Here is a 14,381-nt window from a genome sequence, read left to right on the forward strand (position 1 = left end):
CGCCCCGACCACACCGCCCGCATGCGCGGCGCGGCGGTCGGGGCGCTCACCGCGGCGCTCGCCGTGGCCGGCCACGGGGTCGCGGGCGGCGGCTACCCGGACTCCTCGGCCCTGACGCTGCTGGTGCTGTGCTGCGCCGCCGTCGGCGCGCTCGCCGGCGGCCTGGGCGGCGGCCGCGGCGCGCTGCTCGGGGCGCTGGCGGCCGGGCAGCTCGTCGGGCACCTCGCGCTGTCGACCGCCCTCACCGCGCACCAGTTCCACGGCCCGGAGCTCTCCCCCGCGGGCTGACGATGCTCGCCGCCCACGCCGTCGCGACGGCTCTGTGCGCGGCGCTGATCCTGGCCGCGGAGGCCGTGTACGGCCCGATCACCCGGGTGCTGCGGTCCGTCCTGCGTCGGTGGAATCCGCTGCCGCGCACGACCTTCTCGCTCCGCGCCGCATCGACTGACCCGATCGCGACCGTGACGCTGCTGCACTTCTGCATCTCGAGACGGGGACCGCCCGCGGCGGTGCCCGCATAACGGACTCAGCGACCCGAGCCCGCCCTCCCCTCTCGAGAAAGAACCCCATGACCACCCTCATTTCCCGCGCCCTCCTCACGGTCGGCGCCACCGGCGGCGTCCTGCTGCTCGGCACCGGCCTCGCCTCCGCTCACGTCTCCGTCAGCGCCCCCGGCGCCGAGCAGGGCGGCTACACCGTCCTGACCTTCAAGGTGCCCACCGAGTCGGAGACCGCGGGCACCACCAAGCTGACGGTGGCGCTGCCCAACCTGGCATCCGCCCGCACCGAGCCGATGCCGGGCTGGACGTCGCAGGTCACCAAGGACGCCGCCTCCGGCGAGGCCACCTCCGTCACCTGGACCGCCGATCCGGGCGTCAGCGTCGGACCCGGCCAGTTCCAGCAGTTCCTGCTGTCCACGGGACCGCTGCCGGAGCAGGACGAGGTGTCCTTCGCCGCCACGCAGACCTACAGCGACGGCCAGGTCGTGAACTGGGATCAGCAGCCCGGCCCCGACGGCAGCGAGCCCGACAAGCCGGCGCCCGCCCTCGCGCTGGCCCCCGCCTCGGAGTCCGAGGACGGCCACCACGGCGCCTCGACCGCATCCGCCGCGACCACCGACGACGACGGCGTGGACACCACGGCCCGTTGGCTCGGCGGCATCGGCCTGGTGCTCGGCGCACTCGGCGCCGCGCTCGGCGTCGGCGCGACCGTCCGCGGACGGCGCTCATGAGCACCCGGATCCGCGTCCTGGCCGTGACGATGTTCGCGGCGGTGGCCGCGCTGCTCGGCGCGGGCGTCGCCGGGGCACACGCGGTGGTGACCAGTTCGAACCCCGCGGACGGCTCGTCCGTCGCGGTGGGCCCCGAGCAGGCCGTCATCACGTTCAACGAACCGATGCAGCCCAGCTTCGCCACCCTCACCGTTGTCGGCCCGGACGGCAACCTGTGGTCGAAGGGGGAGCCCACCGTGCAGGGCCCCTCGGTCAGCGTCCCTGTCGGTGAGCTCGGCCCCACCGGGGACTACACGATCGCCTACCGGGTGACCTCCGCCGACGGCCATCCCGTCAGCGGTACCCGCACCTTCACCCTCACCGAGCAGGGCTCGGGCACCCCCGGCGCGAAGCCGGGTGGCGACAAGGCCGACGCCGAGGGCGGCGATTCGGACGGGCTGCCGATGTGGCCGTTCATCGTCGCGGGCGTGCTGGTGTTCGGCGGCGGGCTGGCGTTCGCGCTGCGCCGTCCCAGCGGCAAGAGCTGACCTCGGTGGCCTCGGCGGGCGCGCGGCGGCGGTGGCAGATCTCGCCACGATGGCTGCTGTTCGCCGCGCCCGCCGGCCTGGCCGGGGTCGGGATGGCCTGGCTGCTGGCCCGCCCTGCCAGCCCCGACCCGTCGAGCCTGATCCGGGTGCTCGCCGTCCTCCTCGGGTCGACGGTGCTCGGCCTGACGGCACTGGAGTGGCTGCAGCGATCCGAGCCGCGGCCGGTGATCGCGCGCGGCCAACTGTGGCGGCCGATCGCGGCGCTGGCCGGGGCCTGGACGCTGGCCGAGGTCGCCCTGGTGGTCGCCGCGGCGGCGGAGACGACCGAGACCGGGGCAGGCGCGCTCTCCTCGACCACGTTCGGCCGGTTTCTCGGTGACGTCAACGCGGGCCAGATCGGCGGCGCCACCGTGGCCTGCACCACCGCGATCGCGGTGATCGCGGCGCTGGCGTTCCGGCGGGGCGCCGACTGGCCGATCACCTCTGTCGCGGTGCTCGCCGCGGTCGCGCTCGCGGCCCGTCCCGTCACCGGGCACATGTCGGCGCAGACCCTCGGTTCGCTGCTCGGCGCCGCGCACGCGCTCGCCGCCGCGCTGTGGCTGGGACCGCTGGTCGCTATGGCACTGCTGCTGCGGGCAAGGGGCGCCTGGGCCACCCTGCTGCCGAGGTATTCGGAGCTGGCCTGGCGGTGCGTCGCGGTGCTGACGGTGACCGGTGTGATCGACGCCGCGGTCAAGCTCGGCGGCGTCGGCGCGCTGGTCGACACCGGTTACGGGCGGATCGTGCTGGCCAAGACCGCGGCGCTGCTCGCGCTCGGCGCGCTCGGCTGGTGGTGGCGCCGGACCTGGGTGCCCGCGGCGGGTGCGCACCGCATGCAGGCGGAGGATTCGCTGCGGCGCGCGGTGCTGGAGGTGCTGGCGATGGCCGTCGCCTTCGGCCTGGCCGCCGCGCTCGCCACCACCGCCTGAACCATGCGGGTGTCGGCGAGCGGCGCTATAACTACCCCATGCCCTCCGAGCAGGATGTACGCGCGCTGATGCTGGCCCTCCCCGAGGCGGAGGAGATCGTGGTCGACAACTGGGGCAACCAACCGACCTTCCGGGTGCGCAAGAAGATGTTCGCGATGGTCGGATACGGCGCGCCCACCGCGTGCCTCAAGGCCACCCGCGACGATCAGGCCGCGCTGCTCGAACAGGACCCCGAGACCTTCCTGGTGGCCCCTTTTTTCGGGCGCTGGGGCTGGATCGACGTCGTCCTCGACCGGGTGGATCCGCAGGAGCTGGCCGAGCTCGTCGAGGAGGCGTGGCGGCTGACCGCCCCGAAGCGGGTGGTCGCCGCCTACGACCGCGACCGGGCGGCCGGCTAGGTCTCCTTGCGGGACCGCGCGTTCAGCGCGGTCGCGCTGACCAGGCCGAGCGCCAGGAACCCGGACGCCACGAACAGCGCCGTGCGGGTCGCGTCGCCGAAGCCCTCCGACAGCGCCGCGGTCACCTCGGGCCCGGACGGGCCGAGCTTGCCGTCCTCGCCCTGCTCGCGGAGCCCGGAGATGGTGCCGCCCGCGGAGTCCCTGGTCGCGGTGACCAGCTGCTCCTGCACCGGCGGTGGCACCGACGTGACCGGCTCGAGGCTGTCGGAGAGGTTCTGCGCCAACGAGATCGAGAGCACCGCGCCCAGCACCGCCGACCCGAGTGCGGCGCCGAGCTGACGCACGGTGCTCTGCGTGGCCGAGCCCTGCCCGGACTTCTCGGTGGGGATGTCGGCGAGCACCGTTCCGGTCAGCTGCGCCGACGCCAGCCCGAGGCCCGCGCCGTAGATCGCCAGCAGCGCGGCGAGCAGCCACGGCGACACCGTCGAGGACAGCGCGAACGCCACCACCGCCACGCCGACGGCCTCGAGCGCCAATCCCAGGATCACGGTCTTCGGCGCACCGAGCGCGGCGGCGACGTGCCGGGCCGCTGCGCCGGAGGCGAAGGCGCCCAACGCCATCGCGGCCAGCACCAGGCCCGCGCCCATGGTGGTCAGGCCGAGCGCGTTCACGAGGAACAGCGGCAGCACCAGCAGCAGGCCGAACTCGCCGATCGCCACGGTCAGCGCGGTCAGGTTGCCCCAGCTGAACGTCGGCACGGAGAACAGGCTCAGGTCGAGGATCGCCGAGCGGTGGCTGCCGCGGGCCCGGTGTCGCTCCCAGACCACGAACAGCACGAGGGAGAGCACGCCGATCGCGCCGACGACCGGGACCACCGACACCGGCGCGTCCTGCGGCCACTCGATCCCGAACACGCTGAACGGGGCGATCGGCTTCCACCAGCCGAGGCTCTGCCCCTCGATCAGGGCGAAGATGACGCCGCCGAAGCCGATCGCGCTGAGCAGCAGCCCGTCCACGTCGAGGCCCGGCTCGGTGATGGTGGCCTTGGTCTCCCGCACCGCGTACAGGGCACCGATGATCACCGCGATGCCGATCGGGATGTTCACGATGAAGATCCACGGCCAGGTGAAGTAGGTGGTGAGCCAGCCGCCGAGCAGCGGTCCGACCGCCGCCATGCCCGAGATCACCGCTCCCCACACGGCGAACGCGACGATCCGGTCCTTGCCGCGGAAGGTCGCGTTCACGCTCGAGAGGGTCGTCGGGAGCACGAAGGCGCCACCGACGCCCTGGATGACGCGGGCGATGATGAGCGAGGTCGCGCTGGTGGCGAGCGCGGCGAAGACGCTGCCCAACAGGAACACCAGCACGCCGAGGATGAACATGCGGCGGCGGCCGAGCCGGTCGCCGAGCCGCCCGGCGGTGAGCAGCAGCGCGGCGAACACCACCGAGTAGACGCTGTTGACCCACTGGGCGTCGGTCAGGTCGAGGTCGAGGTCGGTGATGATCACCGGCAGCGCGACGCCGACGATGGTGCCGTCCACCACGATCATGGACAGTCCCGCGGCGAGCACCCCGAGCCCGATCCAGGCGCGCCGATCGGCCCTCGGCTCCAGGTCGGTCGACTCGGCGGCCATGGGGTGCCCCTTCCACGTGACAGCGGGCGCCGAACGGCGCCGCCACGATTCCATCACCGTCGCCACGCCCTGTCGCCGCGAAATGCCGGGGGCGCGCCGAGTTTCATACTTTCGATGGATTCGCCGCGGCGCCGAGCGGGATCCGGGCAAGTGCCCTAGACCTCCAGGTGCGCCTCCAGGTGCGCCTTCATCCGCTCTAGCGTGGTCTGCATGCCCGCCCGCATCAGCGTGTCCCGGTCCCGACCGAGCACCTTCGAGCGCTGCACGATCCGCACCCACAGCGCGGGTGTCCCGTAGATCTCCCTGGTCTCGGTGAGCCGGGTGCCGGTGCCGGACGGCTCGAGCAGGTAGCTCCAGCGTGCCTTCGGCTCGTCAGCCTCGAACGAGAACCGCTCGCCCGGAACGACATCGACCACCGTGCAATGGGTGGTCCACCGCACGGGGCCGTGCCGGTTGCTGCCCGTGAAGGTCGCACCGGTGGTCATCGGCTCGCCACCGGTCCACCGCCCGCCGGTGTTCTCCGGGCTGAACCGGCCCATGCGTGCGATGTCGGTGACCACATCCCACACCGCCGACGGCGCGGCCTCGATCAGTACGCTCGCGTGATCCATCCGGTCAGCGTCCGGGGACGTACTGCAGCACCTTGATGAACGGCGCCAGCACCTTTGCCCAGACCTTCGGCGGAAGCCCGCGGGGCCCACCGAGATTCAGCACCCGCGTGGTCGCGATGGTCTGCGACTCGGTGTACTTGAGCAGACCATCGGGACCGTGCCTGCGGCCGACGCCGGACACACCCATGCCGCCCATCGGCGCCGCGGTGCTGCCCCATGCGGGCGCGTAACCCTCGTCGACGTTGACGGTGCCCGCGCGGACCTGGGCCGCGATGGCCTCCCCCTCGGCCTTGCTGCCCGCCCAGACGCTGGCGTTGAGTCCGTACTCGGTGTCGTTGGCCTGCCGGATCGCCTCGTTCACGTCGGCGACCGGGTAGATCGACACCAGCGGACCGAAGGTCTCGTTGCGGGCGCACTCCATCTCGTCGGTGACGCCGGTGAGCACGGTCGGCTCGTAGAACAGCGGGCCCAGGTCGGGGCGCGCCTTGCCGCCCGCGACCACGGTGGCGCCCTTGACCACGGCGTCGTCGACGTGCCCGGAGACGGTCTTGACCTGCGCCTCGGAGACGAGGCTGCCCATCTCGATGCCGAACTCGTAGCCGGCGCCGAGGGTCATGTTCCGGACGCGCTCACCGAAGAGCTTGGTGAACTCGTCCGCGACCGGCTGCTCCACGTAGATCCGCTCGATGGAGATGCACAGCTGGCCGGAGTTCGAGTAGCAGGCGCGGACGGCCGCGTCGGCCACCTCGCGCAGGTTGGCGCCCTTGGTGACGATCATCGGGTTCTTGCCACCGAGCTCGGCGGAGAAGCCGATCAGCCGGCGGCCGGCCTGCTCGGCGAGCAGCTGGCCGGTGGCGGTGGAGCCGGTGAACATCAGGTAGTCGGTGTTCTCGACGATCGCGGTGCCCACCACGGATCCGGGGCCGGGGACCACCGCGAACACCTCGCGGGGCAGGCCGGCCTGGTACATCAGGTCGACGCAGGCGAGCGCGCAGTACGGGGTCTGACTGTCCGGCTTGATGACCACCGCGTTGCCCGCCATCAGGGCGGCGATGGCGTCGGACACCGCGAGGGTCATCGGGTAGTTCCACGGCGAGATGACGCCGACGACGCCCTTCGCGTGGTGGTGCACGACGGTCTTGGTGAGGCCGGGCAGCATGCCCTGGACGCGCTTCGGCTTGAGCAGCTTCGGGGCGACGCGGGCGTAGTACCGCGAGGTCATGGCGATGTCGAGCACCTCTTCCAGGGCGGCGGCCCTGGACTTGCCGGTCTCTGCCTGCGCCATGTCCAGCAGCGCGTCACGGTTCTCCAGCACCAACTCGCGGTAGCGGTGGAAGACTCGGGCGCGGTCGTCGGCGGAACGCTTGGCCCACTCCCGCTGAGCCACCCGGGCGCGCTCGATCGCAGCGACGGCGTCCTCCGCGGTGCCGACCGGGACGGTCGTCAGTTCGCGGCCGGTGAAGGCCTCCACGATGGGGCGGGTCGGGCGGCTCGCCGCGTCCGGAATGGCGATGAGGTCGGCGAGCCGCGCGAAGGTCGCGGCGGACGGAGCAGGCATTTCGTACCCCTACTGGTGAGTAGTTCTTGCGGTTACACACAACTTACCTGGTCCGTGGCCGGCGTCACAGGGGAGTGCGACTCAGCCCTGCGCGACCGTCTCCTTGGCCCAGCGGTAGTCCGCCTTGCCGCTCGGCGACCGCACGATCGACGGCACCACCACGATCGACCGCGGGATCTTGTAGCCCGCGACGTGCTCGCGGCAGTGCTCGGCGATCTCGGCGGTGTCGATGCCGTGATCGCCCTCGCGCAGCTCCACCACCGCCGCGACCCGTTCGCCGAACCGGGCGTCGGGCACGCCGGCGACGAGGGCGTCGAGCACCGCCGGGTGCGTCTTGAGGGCCTGCTCCACCTCCTCGGGGAACACCTTCTCGCCGCCGGAGTTGATGCACATCGAGCCCCGGCCGAGCAGCACGATGGTGCCGTCCGCCTCCATCCGCCCCATGTCGCCGAGGATGGCCATCCGCACCCCGTCCACCACCGGGAACGTCGCTGCCGTCTTCTCCTGGTCGCCGAAGTACGCGACCGGGACGTGGCCGCGGCGCGCGATGTAGCCCAGCTCGTCCGAGCCCGGCGCGACGGCCCGACCCCGCTCGTCGACGAGCAGCATGTTCGGGTTGGCCCTGATCCGCTTGGTGCCGTCCTCGCCGAACTCGACCACCCCGTCGTTGCCGGATTCGGAGGCTCCGAACGCGTCCTTGATGACCAGCCCCGGCACCAGCTCGCGCAGCCGGTCCTTGAGCTGCGGCGAGAACAGCGCCCCGCCGGAGCCGATCAGCTTGAGGGAGGACAGGTCGTACTCCCCCGCGTGCGCCGTCATGGCGTCGGCGATCGGCCGGGCGATGGCGTCGCCGACCACGGTGATGCCGGTGATCTTCTCGGCCTCGATCAGCCGCAGCACCTCGACGGGGTCGAAGCTGCGCGCGATCACCCGCGGTGCCCCCATCAGGAAGGCGGTCAGCAGCGAGTAGACCGCCGCCCCGTGCATCAGCGGCGGAATGAGCATCAGCACGGCGGGATTCGTGTTCGCAACCGCTGCCTCGACCACCTCCGCCACGCTGGTGCGGGGTGGGCCGCTCAGGTTCGCGCCGGACAGCGCGGCGTAGAAGAAGTCCTCGTGCCGCCAGACCACGCCCTTGGGCATGCCCGTGGTGCCGCCGGTGTAGATGATGAAGTGGTCGTCCTGGCTGCGCGGCGGGAAGTCCCGATCCGGCGACTGCGCCGCCAGCGCCGCCTCGTAGTCGGCGCCGACGGTCAGCACATGCCCGACGCCAGGGCAGCGCGACAGCGCGGCGGTAGCGGTCGGGAGGTACTCCTCCTCGACGATGAGGGCGACGATCTCGGAGTTGTTGTAGAGATAGACCAGCTCCGCGTCGGTGTACCGGAAGTTGACGTTGACCGGCACCGCCCGGATCTTCAGGCAGGCGAGCAGGCCCTCGACGTACTCGATGCTGTTACGCATGTGGATGCCGACGTGCTGGCCCGGCCGCACCCCGACCGACTGCAGATGGTGGGCGAGCCGATTCGCCCGGCGCTCGAGCTCCGCGTAGCTGCGCCGCTCAGCCCTCCCCGGACCGGCCCCCGCGGGATCCGGCGATCCGAAGATCAACGGCACGCGGTCGGGGATCGCGTCCGCGACCGCCTCGTACAGATCGGCAATATTGAGCGGCACGACCGAAATCCTTGCTTCAGGTGAAATGGTTCGCGACCAGCTAACACGAATGATGTGCTCACCGAGCTGAATTCGTGTCCGCGTCTCGTCTCCCGGGATCTCAGGGTCGCCGGGCCGCCCAGGCGGTCCGGCTGCCCCGGATGGTCAGGTCGCGGCGGCGCAGGACCGATGCGGGGTGGTCAGCGGCGAGCAGGTGGTCGAGGGTGTCGAGGTCGTCGGCGGCCAGCTGGCCGTCGAGGGCTGCGCGGACACGACTCAGGAAGGTGTGTGCGTACCGTCCCGCGCGCTCCGGTGTCGGATCCGCGTCGACGGTGCTCGCGTCCACAGTGAAGGTGCGCTGCTCGAGGACATCGAAACCGGCCAGCTCCAGGTGCGGCCGCCAGTCCGGGTAGGTGTTCCAGTTCGCCTTGGCCAGGAGCTCGTGGCACCGCGACTCCAGGCCGGAACGGCCGACGCCGATGTCGTCGGGCAGAAACCTCGGCAGCCCATCCATTTCGACGACGACCAGCAGGCCGCCGGGGTTCAGCCCCTCGTGCACCCCGCGCAGCACCCGGTCCGGGTCGGCGACCTCGTGCAGCGACGAGGCCGCCCAGGCGACGTCCACTGAGCCGACAGCTGGCCAGCCGGCGTCCAGGTCGGCCGGGACGACGCGCAGCCGATCGGCCACGCCTGCCGCGCGGGCGGATGCCTGGACACGCTCGAGCATCACCGCCGACCTGTCGACAGCGATCAGCTGCGAGGTCCCGAACCGCCGCGCAAGCGCCAGGCTGCCGGTGCCCGTTCCCGCACCGAGGTCGACGACGGTGTGCGGTGCGTCGGGAGCGTGCCGCTGCGCCCACGCGGTCACCTCGTCGAGGTACGCCCCGAGCACCTCCGCGTCGAGGTCGAGCATGTCCGCCAGGCCCGCCTCGTCATGGTGTCCGTGTCCGTGGTGATGGCCGTGTCCGTGCTGGTGGGAGTGCTGCGTCATGCCTCCACCCTAGGCGCGGCATGCGCATGAGGCATACCATCTTGCCTATGACGCAAGAAGTCACCATGGACGCCATGATCCGGCAGCGCATCCGCGGCCTCCGCCTGGCCAGGGGCTGGTCGCTGGACGCCCTCGCGGCGCGCTGCTTTCTGAGCCCCTCGACCCTGAGCCGCATCGAGACCGGGCACCGCAGGATCGCCCTCGATCAGCTGGTCCCCATCGCCCGCGCCCTCGGCACCACCCTCGACCAGCTGGTCGAATCGGCCGACGACGAGGACGTGGTGATCCGTCCGCAGCCCGAGCACACGCGGGGGGTGACGACCTGGCTCCTCTCCCGCGACCGGGCCCTGCCAGGGGTGACCGTGGCGAAGATGCGCATCACCCCCGAACGCCCCACCACGGCCGAGCAGCTGGGGGTGCACCCCGGTCGCGACTGGTTCACCGTCCTCTCCGGCACCGCCCGGCTGCACCTGGGCGAGCGAACACTGCTGGTCCAGGCCGGTGAGGCGGCCGAGTTCTCGACCATGGTCCCGCACGCCATCGGTGCGCACGAGGGCCCCGTGGAGATCCTCACCATCTTCGATCGCGACGGGGAGCGGGCCCACCTGCACGGCCAGGACGGCGATCCGCACCCGCACGAATAACGGACCACACGCCCCGAAACCGTCGCGCCGGCCTCCCGGCGGGGTCGGTCCGGCGACTAGCCTGGACTCATGGACCCACCGGGTACCAGGTACGTCGAGCGCGACGGTCACGCGCTTGCCTACCAGGTCGTGGGCGAGGGCGGTGCAGACGTCGACGTGGTCCTTTTCCTCGAGATCGGCCTGCACCCGGACCTGATGTGGACCGATCCGCACATCCACTACGTCTTCGAGCGCGCCACGACCTTCTGCCGGATGGTGTACTTCCAGCGCCGCGGCTTCGGACTGTCCGACCCGGTCGACCACGTCCCCACGCTCGAGCAGCAGGCCGACGACGTGCTCGCGGTGATGGATGCGGTCGGCATGGAACGCGCCACCCTGGTCGGCATCGGCAGCACATGCGGCGCCCTGGCGTTGATCGCGGCGCGCACCCCGGACCGGGTGACCGGGATGGTGTTCCAGCAGCCGTTCGTCGAGGGCGCGCTCCGCGGGGGCGTGGACCTGCCGCGGGGCTGGACCGTCGAGGCGCGGGACCGCTTCGTCGACGGGTGGCGGACGGTCTACGACAACTGGGGTCCGGCGGGGTCATCGCGATGTGGGATCCCACCCAGGACTCGCCGTTCAATCGGCGGCTGATGGCGCTTCTCGAACGCTGCTCGGCGACCCCCGCCACCGCCCGTGCCCACCTCGAATGGTTGTTCCGGATCGACTATTTCGATGTGCTCGCCTCGATCCAGTGCGGGACGCGCGTGCTCCACTCCGCCCGGAGCGCGGTCCCGCTGGCGGCCTCGCGGCACATCGCCGCGGCGATTCCGCACGGCACACTGCACGTGCTGCCCCCGCTTCCGCCCGGCACCTCGATGGGCCAGGCCTGGATAGAGGTCCTCGATCACATCGAGGAGGTCGCGACCGGCGTCCATCGGCCGGTCGACGCCGAGCGCTATCTCGCCTCGGTGATGTTCACCGACATCGCCGGGTCCACCGAGACGCTGGCCCGGATCGGCGACGCCCCCTACCGGGACCTCCGCGCCACGCACGAGCGGCAGGTCCGCATCGAGGTCGAGCTGGCGGGCGGTCGGCTCGTGAACGTCGCGGGCGACGGCACGCTCAGCGTGTTCGACGGTCCCGCAGCGGCTGTCCGGTGCGCGCACCTCGTCTGCCGCCAGGCCGAGGACCTCGGACTTGGGGTGCGCGCGGGCGTGCACACCGGCGAGATCGAGGGGATCGGAACGGAACTGACCGGCATCACCGTGCACATCGGCGCCCGGATCGGAGCCGCGGCCGGGCCGGGCGAGGTGCTCGTCTCCCGTGCGGTGCGGGACCAGGTGGTCGGCTCCGGGCTCTCCTTCGTCGATCACGGGACACACGAACTCAAGGGCGTCCCCGGCCGCTGGCGGCTGTACGCACTCGCCGCCACCGACGCCGCGGCCGAGTGCGAGCCCTCGACCGCGTCGCAAAAGACCCTGGGTCTCACCATGCTCGATCGGGCGGTGCTCCGAATGGCCCGCCGCGCCCCGAACGTGATGCGGGCCGCGGCGGGGATGGCCAACGCACGGCAGCGCCGATTGTCCCGTCGGCCCGACTGACGCGACTAGCCTGGATTCATGGACCCCCGGGTACCAGGTACGTCGAGCGCGACGGTCACGCGCTGGCTTATCAGGTCGTGGGTGAGCGCGGCGCCGACGTGGTGCTGTTCCTCGAGATCGGCCTGCACCCGGACCTGATGTGGACCGACCCGCACATCCACTACCTCTTCGAGCGGACCGCGACCTTCTCGCGCACCGTCTATTTCCAACGCCACGGCCTCGGCCTGTCCGACCCGGTCGACCACGTCCCCACCCTCGAGCAGCAGGCCGACGACGTGCTCGCGGTGATGGACGCGGTCGGCATGCAACGCGCCACCCTGGTCGGCATCGGCAGCACCTGTGGGCCTCTCGTCCTGGTGGCAGCACGTGCGCCCGAGCGAGTGACCGGCCTGGTGCTGCAGCAACCGTTCATCGAGGGCATGCTCCGCGACGGCCCGGACATCCCACACGGCTGGGACCCCGACACCCTGGTCCACTACGTCGAGGGCTGGCGGGCCGTCTACGACAACTGGGGCTCCGGCCAGATCATGTCCATGTGGGACCCCAGCCAGGACTCGCCGTTCAATCGCAGGCTGCTGGCGCTGCTCGAACGCTGCTCCGCACCGCCCGCGACCGCCCGCGCGCACCTCGAGTGGCTGCTGCGGATCGACTGCTCCGACGCCCTCCCCTCCGTCCAGTGCACGACGCGGGTGCTCCATCCGGCGGCGAGTTCGATGCCCGAGGCGGTCTCCCGCTACGTCACCGACTCGATCCCGCACGCCACGCTGCACACGCTGGCGGCCGCGGCACCCGGTTCGTCACTCGGCGAGGCCTGGATACCGATCATCGACCACATCGAGGAGGTCGCGACCGGGGTCCATCGGCCGGTCGACGCCGACCGCCACCTCGCCTCGGTCCTGTTCACGGACATCGCCGGGTCCACGGAGATGCTGGCCCGGATCGGCGACGGCCCCTACCGAGACCTGCGGGCCACCCACGAGCGGCAGGTCCGCAACGAGGTGGAGTTGGCAGGCGGCAGGCTCGTGAACGTCGCGGGCGACGGCACGCTCAGCGTGTTCGACGGCCCGGCGGCGGCGGTCCGATGCGCGCGGATCGTGTGCCACCAGGCCGAGGAGCTGGGGCTGACGGTGCGTGCGGGCGTGCACACCGGGGAGATCGAGGGCATCGGGGCGGACGTGACCGGGATGACCGTGCACATCGGAGCCCGGATCGGAGCCGCGGCCGGGCCCGGCGAGGTGCTGGTCTCGCGGACCGTCCGGGACCTGGTGGTCGGGTCCGGGCTCACCTTCGTCGACCGTGGTGACCACGAGCTCAAGGGCGTCCCCGGCCGTTGGCGGCTGTACGCGCTGGCCGCCACCGACGCCGCGACCGAGGGTGAGCCGTACGACGAACCTCGAAAACAGCTGAGCCTCAACATGATCGATCAGGCCGTGTTGCAAACAGCCCGCCGCGCCCCGCACATCCTGCGCGCCGCGGTCAGCATGGCCAACGCCCGGCAGCGGCGCCGCTCCCGGCAGTGAGCGGATATGGATCAGGTGCCGAGCGAAATACGTTCGCTCAGTTCCCGATTCGCCTGCCTGAGCCTGCGGACCTCACTCTCGAGATCCCGGACCCGCTGCGGGAGGTCCTCCTCCGACACGACTCGCGGGCGGCCCAGCTCGTCGTTGACCCAGCGCACCACAGTGTTCGTGTGTGCGCCGACGTCCGCGGCGATGGCGGCGCAGCATTCCAGCCGCGACCGGTACTGGTCGCGGGTCTGCCTGTAGGTGTGGATCGCCCAGGTGCGAGTCGAATCCGTGTAGCCGCGGCTCATGCCGGGTCACTTCCCCTCTCGAAGCGTGATGGACGTGATGGCAGACCCGGTCGGCGACCCCGGGTCCGCCGCGGTGGTGAAGGTGTGGCGGTAGTGATTCGCACTGTTGTCGGGACGCCGGTCGAACACGTCGACCGCGTACCGACCCTCGCCGATCCGCTTGACAAGCAGGCAATGCGTTGTGCCGACAGGGATCTGGGAGATTCCCTGCCCGATCTGCTCCGCGGAGGCGACGAGCGCGTTGGGCGCGACATAGCTGCGGGCCCGGACCCCGTCGCGGGCCACGTAGTAGGCGTCCTCGAACCCTGCGATCGCCGCCGCGCCGCGGTCCGACGAGTCGGGCGTGACCACTTCACCGTCGGCGAACCCGGCGCACCACGTTTCCTCGTCGGCGTCGTCGGCCTCGGCCGCGGCGGGAGAGGTGGCAGGCGAGACCGTGCCGTCTGACGACCCCCGGTCGGCCAGCAGCAACGCGGTCGCCGCCCCGCCCGCGACGACCACCGCGACGGCAGCGGCCAGCGCCACGTCGAACCGGTGCCGCCGCAGCCACCCCGGCTGGGACTGCGGCGGCACCCATCCCGTGTCGATGACCGGCGGCGCACCGTCCTGCGGTTTGTCGAACCAGGCACCGGGTGCACCGGGGTCGGAGGCGCCCGGTTTCGTTCCGGCTATCGGGACCCACGGGGGCGGGCGACGCTGATCTGACGACGATTCGCCGAATCTGCCGCCCGGCGGCGGTTGTCGTGTGCCCACGATGTCGGACCTCCTGTTGC

At 71.7% G+C, this 14,381-nt stretch carries 15 protein-coding genes and 1 pseudogene; 9 read left to right on the forward strand and 7 right to left on the reverse strand.

Going from position 1 to position 14,381, the window contains the following annotated elements; translation table 11 throughout:
• Positions 1–21 precede the first annotated feature (21 nt).
• The 6 genes from BTZ20_RS26440 to BTZ20_RS25640 all read left to right on the forward strand — a co-directional run bounded on the left by BTZ20_RS26440 (position 22) and on the right by BTZ20_RS25640 (position 3,124).
• Positions 22–288: a hypothetical protein gene (locus BTZ20_RS26440; protein ID WP_083742854.1), complete on the forward strand. Its 267-nt coding sequence runs from the start codon at positions 22–24 to the stop codon at positions 286–288.
• Between the two features lie 2 nt (positions 289–290).
• Positions 291–521 carry a hypothetical protein gene (locus BTZ20_RS26445; protein WP_083742855.1) on the forward strand — a complete coding sequence of 77 codons (231 nt, stop codon included), beginning with the start codon at positions 291–293 and terminating at the stop codon, positions 519–521.
• A gap of 47 nt (positions 522–568) precedes the next feature.
• Positions 569–1,231 carry a YcnI family protein gene (locus BTZ20_RS25625; RefSeq protein WP_077043295.1) on the forward strand — a complete coding sequence of 221 codons (663 nt, stop codon included), beginning with the start codon at positions 569–571 and terminating at the stop codon, positions 1,229–1,231.
• The gene (locus BTZ20_RS25630) at positions 1,228–1,758 is read left to right on the forward strand and encodes a copper resistance protein CopC (protein WP_077043296.1); all 531 of its coding nucleotides are present in this window, start codon (positions 1,228–1,230) and stop codon (positions 1,756–1,758) included. The genes BTZ20_RS25625 and BTZ20_RS25630 overlap by 4 nt, the downstream gene beginning before the upstream one ends.
• A 92-nt stretch (positions 1,759–1,850) precedes the next feature.
• Positions 1,851–2,726, forward strand: coding sequence for a CopD family protein (locus BTZ20_RS25635; protein ID WP_083743008.1), 876 nt, complete (start codon positions 1,851–1,853; stop codon positions 2,724–2,726).
• Positions 2,727–2,764: 38 nt separating this feature from the next.
• On the forward strand, positions 2,765–3,124 hold the full coding sequence (locus BTZ20_RS25640; protein ID WP_077043297.1) for an MmcQ/YjbR family DNA-binding protein: 360 nt from the start codon (positions 2,765–2,767) through the stop codon (positions 3,122–3,124).
• On the opposite strand, the gene BTZ20_RS25645 is transcribed toward BTZ20_RS25640, so the two are convergent.
• The 5 genes from BTZ20_RS25645 to BTZ20_RS25665 all read right to left on the reverse strand — a co-directional run bounded on the left by BTZ20_RS25645 (position 3,121) and on the right by BTZ20_RS25665 (position 9,568).
• Complete coding sequence (locus BTZ20_RS25645; RefSeq protein ID WP_077043298.1) at positions 3,121–4,758, reverse strand: DHA2 family efflux MFS transporter permease subunit; 1,638 nt, start codon at positions 4,756–4,758, stop codon at positions 3,121–3,123. The two genes, BTZ20_RS25640 and BTZ20_RS25645, sit on opposite strands and share 4 nt — an antisense overlap.
• A gap of 155 nt (positions 4,759–4,913) precedes the next feature.
• Positions 4,914–5,369, reverse strand: coding sequence for an SRPBCC family protein (locus tag BTZ20_RS25650; RefSeq protein WP_077043299.1), 456 nt, complete (start codon positions 5,367–5,369; stop codon positions 4,914–4,916).
• A gap of 4 nt (positions 5,370–5,373) precedes the next feature.
• A complete protein-coding gene (locus BTZ20_RS25655; RefSeq protein ID WP_077043300.1) occupies positions 5,374–6,927 on the reverse strand; it encodes a succinic semialdehyde dehydrogenase in 1,554 nt (517 codons plus the stop codon).
• An 81-nt stretch (positions 6,928–7,008) separates the two neighbouring features.
• Positions 7,009–8,598 carry an acyl-CoA synthetase gene (locus tag BTZ20_RS25660; RefSeq protein ID WP_077043301.1) on the reverse strand — a complete coding sequence of 530 codons (1,590 nt, stop codon included), beginning with the start codon at positions 8,596–8,598 and terminating at the stop codon, positions 7,009–7,011.
• A gap of 100 nt (positions 8,599–8,698) precedes the next feature.
• Positions 8,699–9,568 carry a class I SAM-dependent methyltransferase gene (locus BTZ20_RS25665; RefSeq protein ID WP_077043302.1) on the reverse strand — a complete coding sequence of 290 codons (870 nt, stop codon included), beginning with the start codon at positions 9,566–9,568 and terminating at the stop codon, positions 8,699–8,701.
• Positions 9,569–9,615: 47 nt separating this feature from the next.
• Between BTZ20_RS25665 and BTZ20_RS25670 the strand changes: the two genes are divergently transcribed.
• The 3 genes and pseudogenes from BTZ20_RS25670 (at position 9,616) to BTZ20_RS25680 (ending at position 13,315) form a co-directional block, all read left to right on the forward strand.
• The gene (locus BTZ20_RS25670) at positions 9,616–10,212 is read left to right on the forward strand and encodes a helix-turn-helix domain-containing protein (protein ID WP_077043303.1); all 597 of its coding nucleotides are present in this window, start codon (positions 9,616–9,618) and stop codon (positions 10,210–10,212) included.
• Positions 10,213–10,281: 69 nt separating this feature from the next.
• A pseudogene (locus BTZ20_RS25675) lies at positions 10,282–11,795 on the forward strand (adenylate/guanylate cyclase domain-containing protein).
• Between the two features lie 77 nt (positions 11,796–11,872).
• On the forward strand, positions 11,873–13,315 hold the full coding sequence (locus tag BTZ20_RS25680; RefSeq protein ID WP_223263528.1) for an adenylate/guanylate cyclase domain-containing protein: 1,443 nt from the start codon (positions 11,873–11,875) through the stop codon (positions 13,313–13,315).
• Between the two features lie 11 nt (positions 13,316–13,326).
• Here BTZ20_RS25680 and BTZ20_RS25685 read toward each other — a convergent pair whose 3' ends face one another.
• Both BTZ20_RS25685 and BTZ20_RS25690 read right to left on the reverse strand, forming a co-directional pair.
• Positions 13,327–13,608, reverse strand: a complete 282-nt coding sequence (locus tag BTZ20_RS25685) for a hypothetical protein (protein WP_077043304.1) — start codon at positions 13,606–13,608, stop codon at positions 13,327–13,329.
• A 6-nt stretch (positions 13,609–13,614) separates the two neighbouring features.
• Positions 13,615–14,361 carry a hypothetical protein gene (locus BTZ20_RS25690; protein ID WP_077043305.1) on the reverse strand — a complete coding sequence of 249 codons (747 nt, stop codon included), beginning with the start codon at positions 14,359–14,361 and terminating at the stop codon, positions 13,615–13,617.
• Positions 14,362–14,381 lie beyond the last annotated feature (20 nt).

Origin of the sequence: Rhodococcus sp. MTM3W5.2, from assembly GCF_001984015.1 — a bacterium.
Taxonomy (GTDB): Bacteria; Actinomycetota; Actinomycetes; order Mycobacteriales; family Mycobacteriaceae; genus Rhodococcus_G; species Rhodococcus_G oryzae.

Excerpts from the sequence above, each read along its gene's own strand:
- BTZ20_RS26440 (WP_083742854.1), top strand. The coding sequence starts at position 22 with ATGCGCGGCGCGGCGGTCGGGGCGCTCACCGCGGCGCTCGCCGTGGCC.
- BTZ20_RS26445 (WP_083742855.1), top strand. The coding sequence starts at position 291 with ATGCTCGCCGCCCACGCCGTCGCGACGGCTCTGTGCGCGGCGCTGATC.
- BTZ20_RS25625 (WP_077043295.1), top strand. The coding sequence starts at position 569 with ATGACCACCCTCATTTCCCGCGCCCTCCTCACGGTCGGCGCCACCGGC.
- BTZ20_RS25630 (WP_077043296.1), top strand. The coding sequence starts at position 1,228 with ATGAGCACCCGGATCCGCGTCCTGGCCGTGACGATGTTCGCGGCGGTG.
- BTZ20_RS25635 (WP_083743008.1), top strand. The coding sequence starts at position 1,851 with ATGGCCTGGCTGCTGGCCCGCCCTGCCAGCCCCGACCCGTCGAGCCTG.
- BTZ20_RS25640 (WP_077043297.1), top strand. The coding sequence starts at position 2,765 with ATGCCCTCCGAGCAGGATGTACGCGCGCTGATGCTGGCCCTCCCCGAG.
- BTZ20_RS25645 (WP_077043298.1), bottom strand. The coding sequence starts at position 4,758 with ATGGCCGCCGAGTCGACCGACCTGGAGCCGAGGGCCGATCGGCGCGCC.
- BTZ20_RS25650 (WP_077043299.1), bottom strand. The coding sequence starts at position 5,369 with ATGGATCACGCGAGCGTACTGATCGAGGCCGCGCCGTCGGCGGTGTGG.
- BTZ20_RS25655 (WP_077043300.1), bottom strand. The coding sequence starts at position 6,927 with ATGCCTGCTCCGTCCGCCGCGACCTTCGCGCGGCTCGCCGACCTCATC.
- BTZ20_RS25665 (WP_077043302.1), bottom strand. The coding sequence starts at position 9,568 with ATGACGCAGCACTCCCACCAGCACGGACACGGCCATCACCACGGACAC.
- BTZ20_RS25670 (WP_077043303.1), top strand. The coding sequence starts at position 9,616 with ATGACGCAAGAAGTCACCATGGACGCCATGATCCGGCAGCGCATCCGC.
- BTZ20_RS25685 (WP_077043304.1), bottom strand. The coding sequence starts at position 13,608 with ATGAGCCGCGGCTACACGGATTCGACTCGCACCTGGGCGATCCACACC.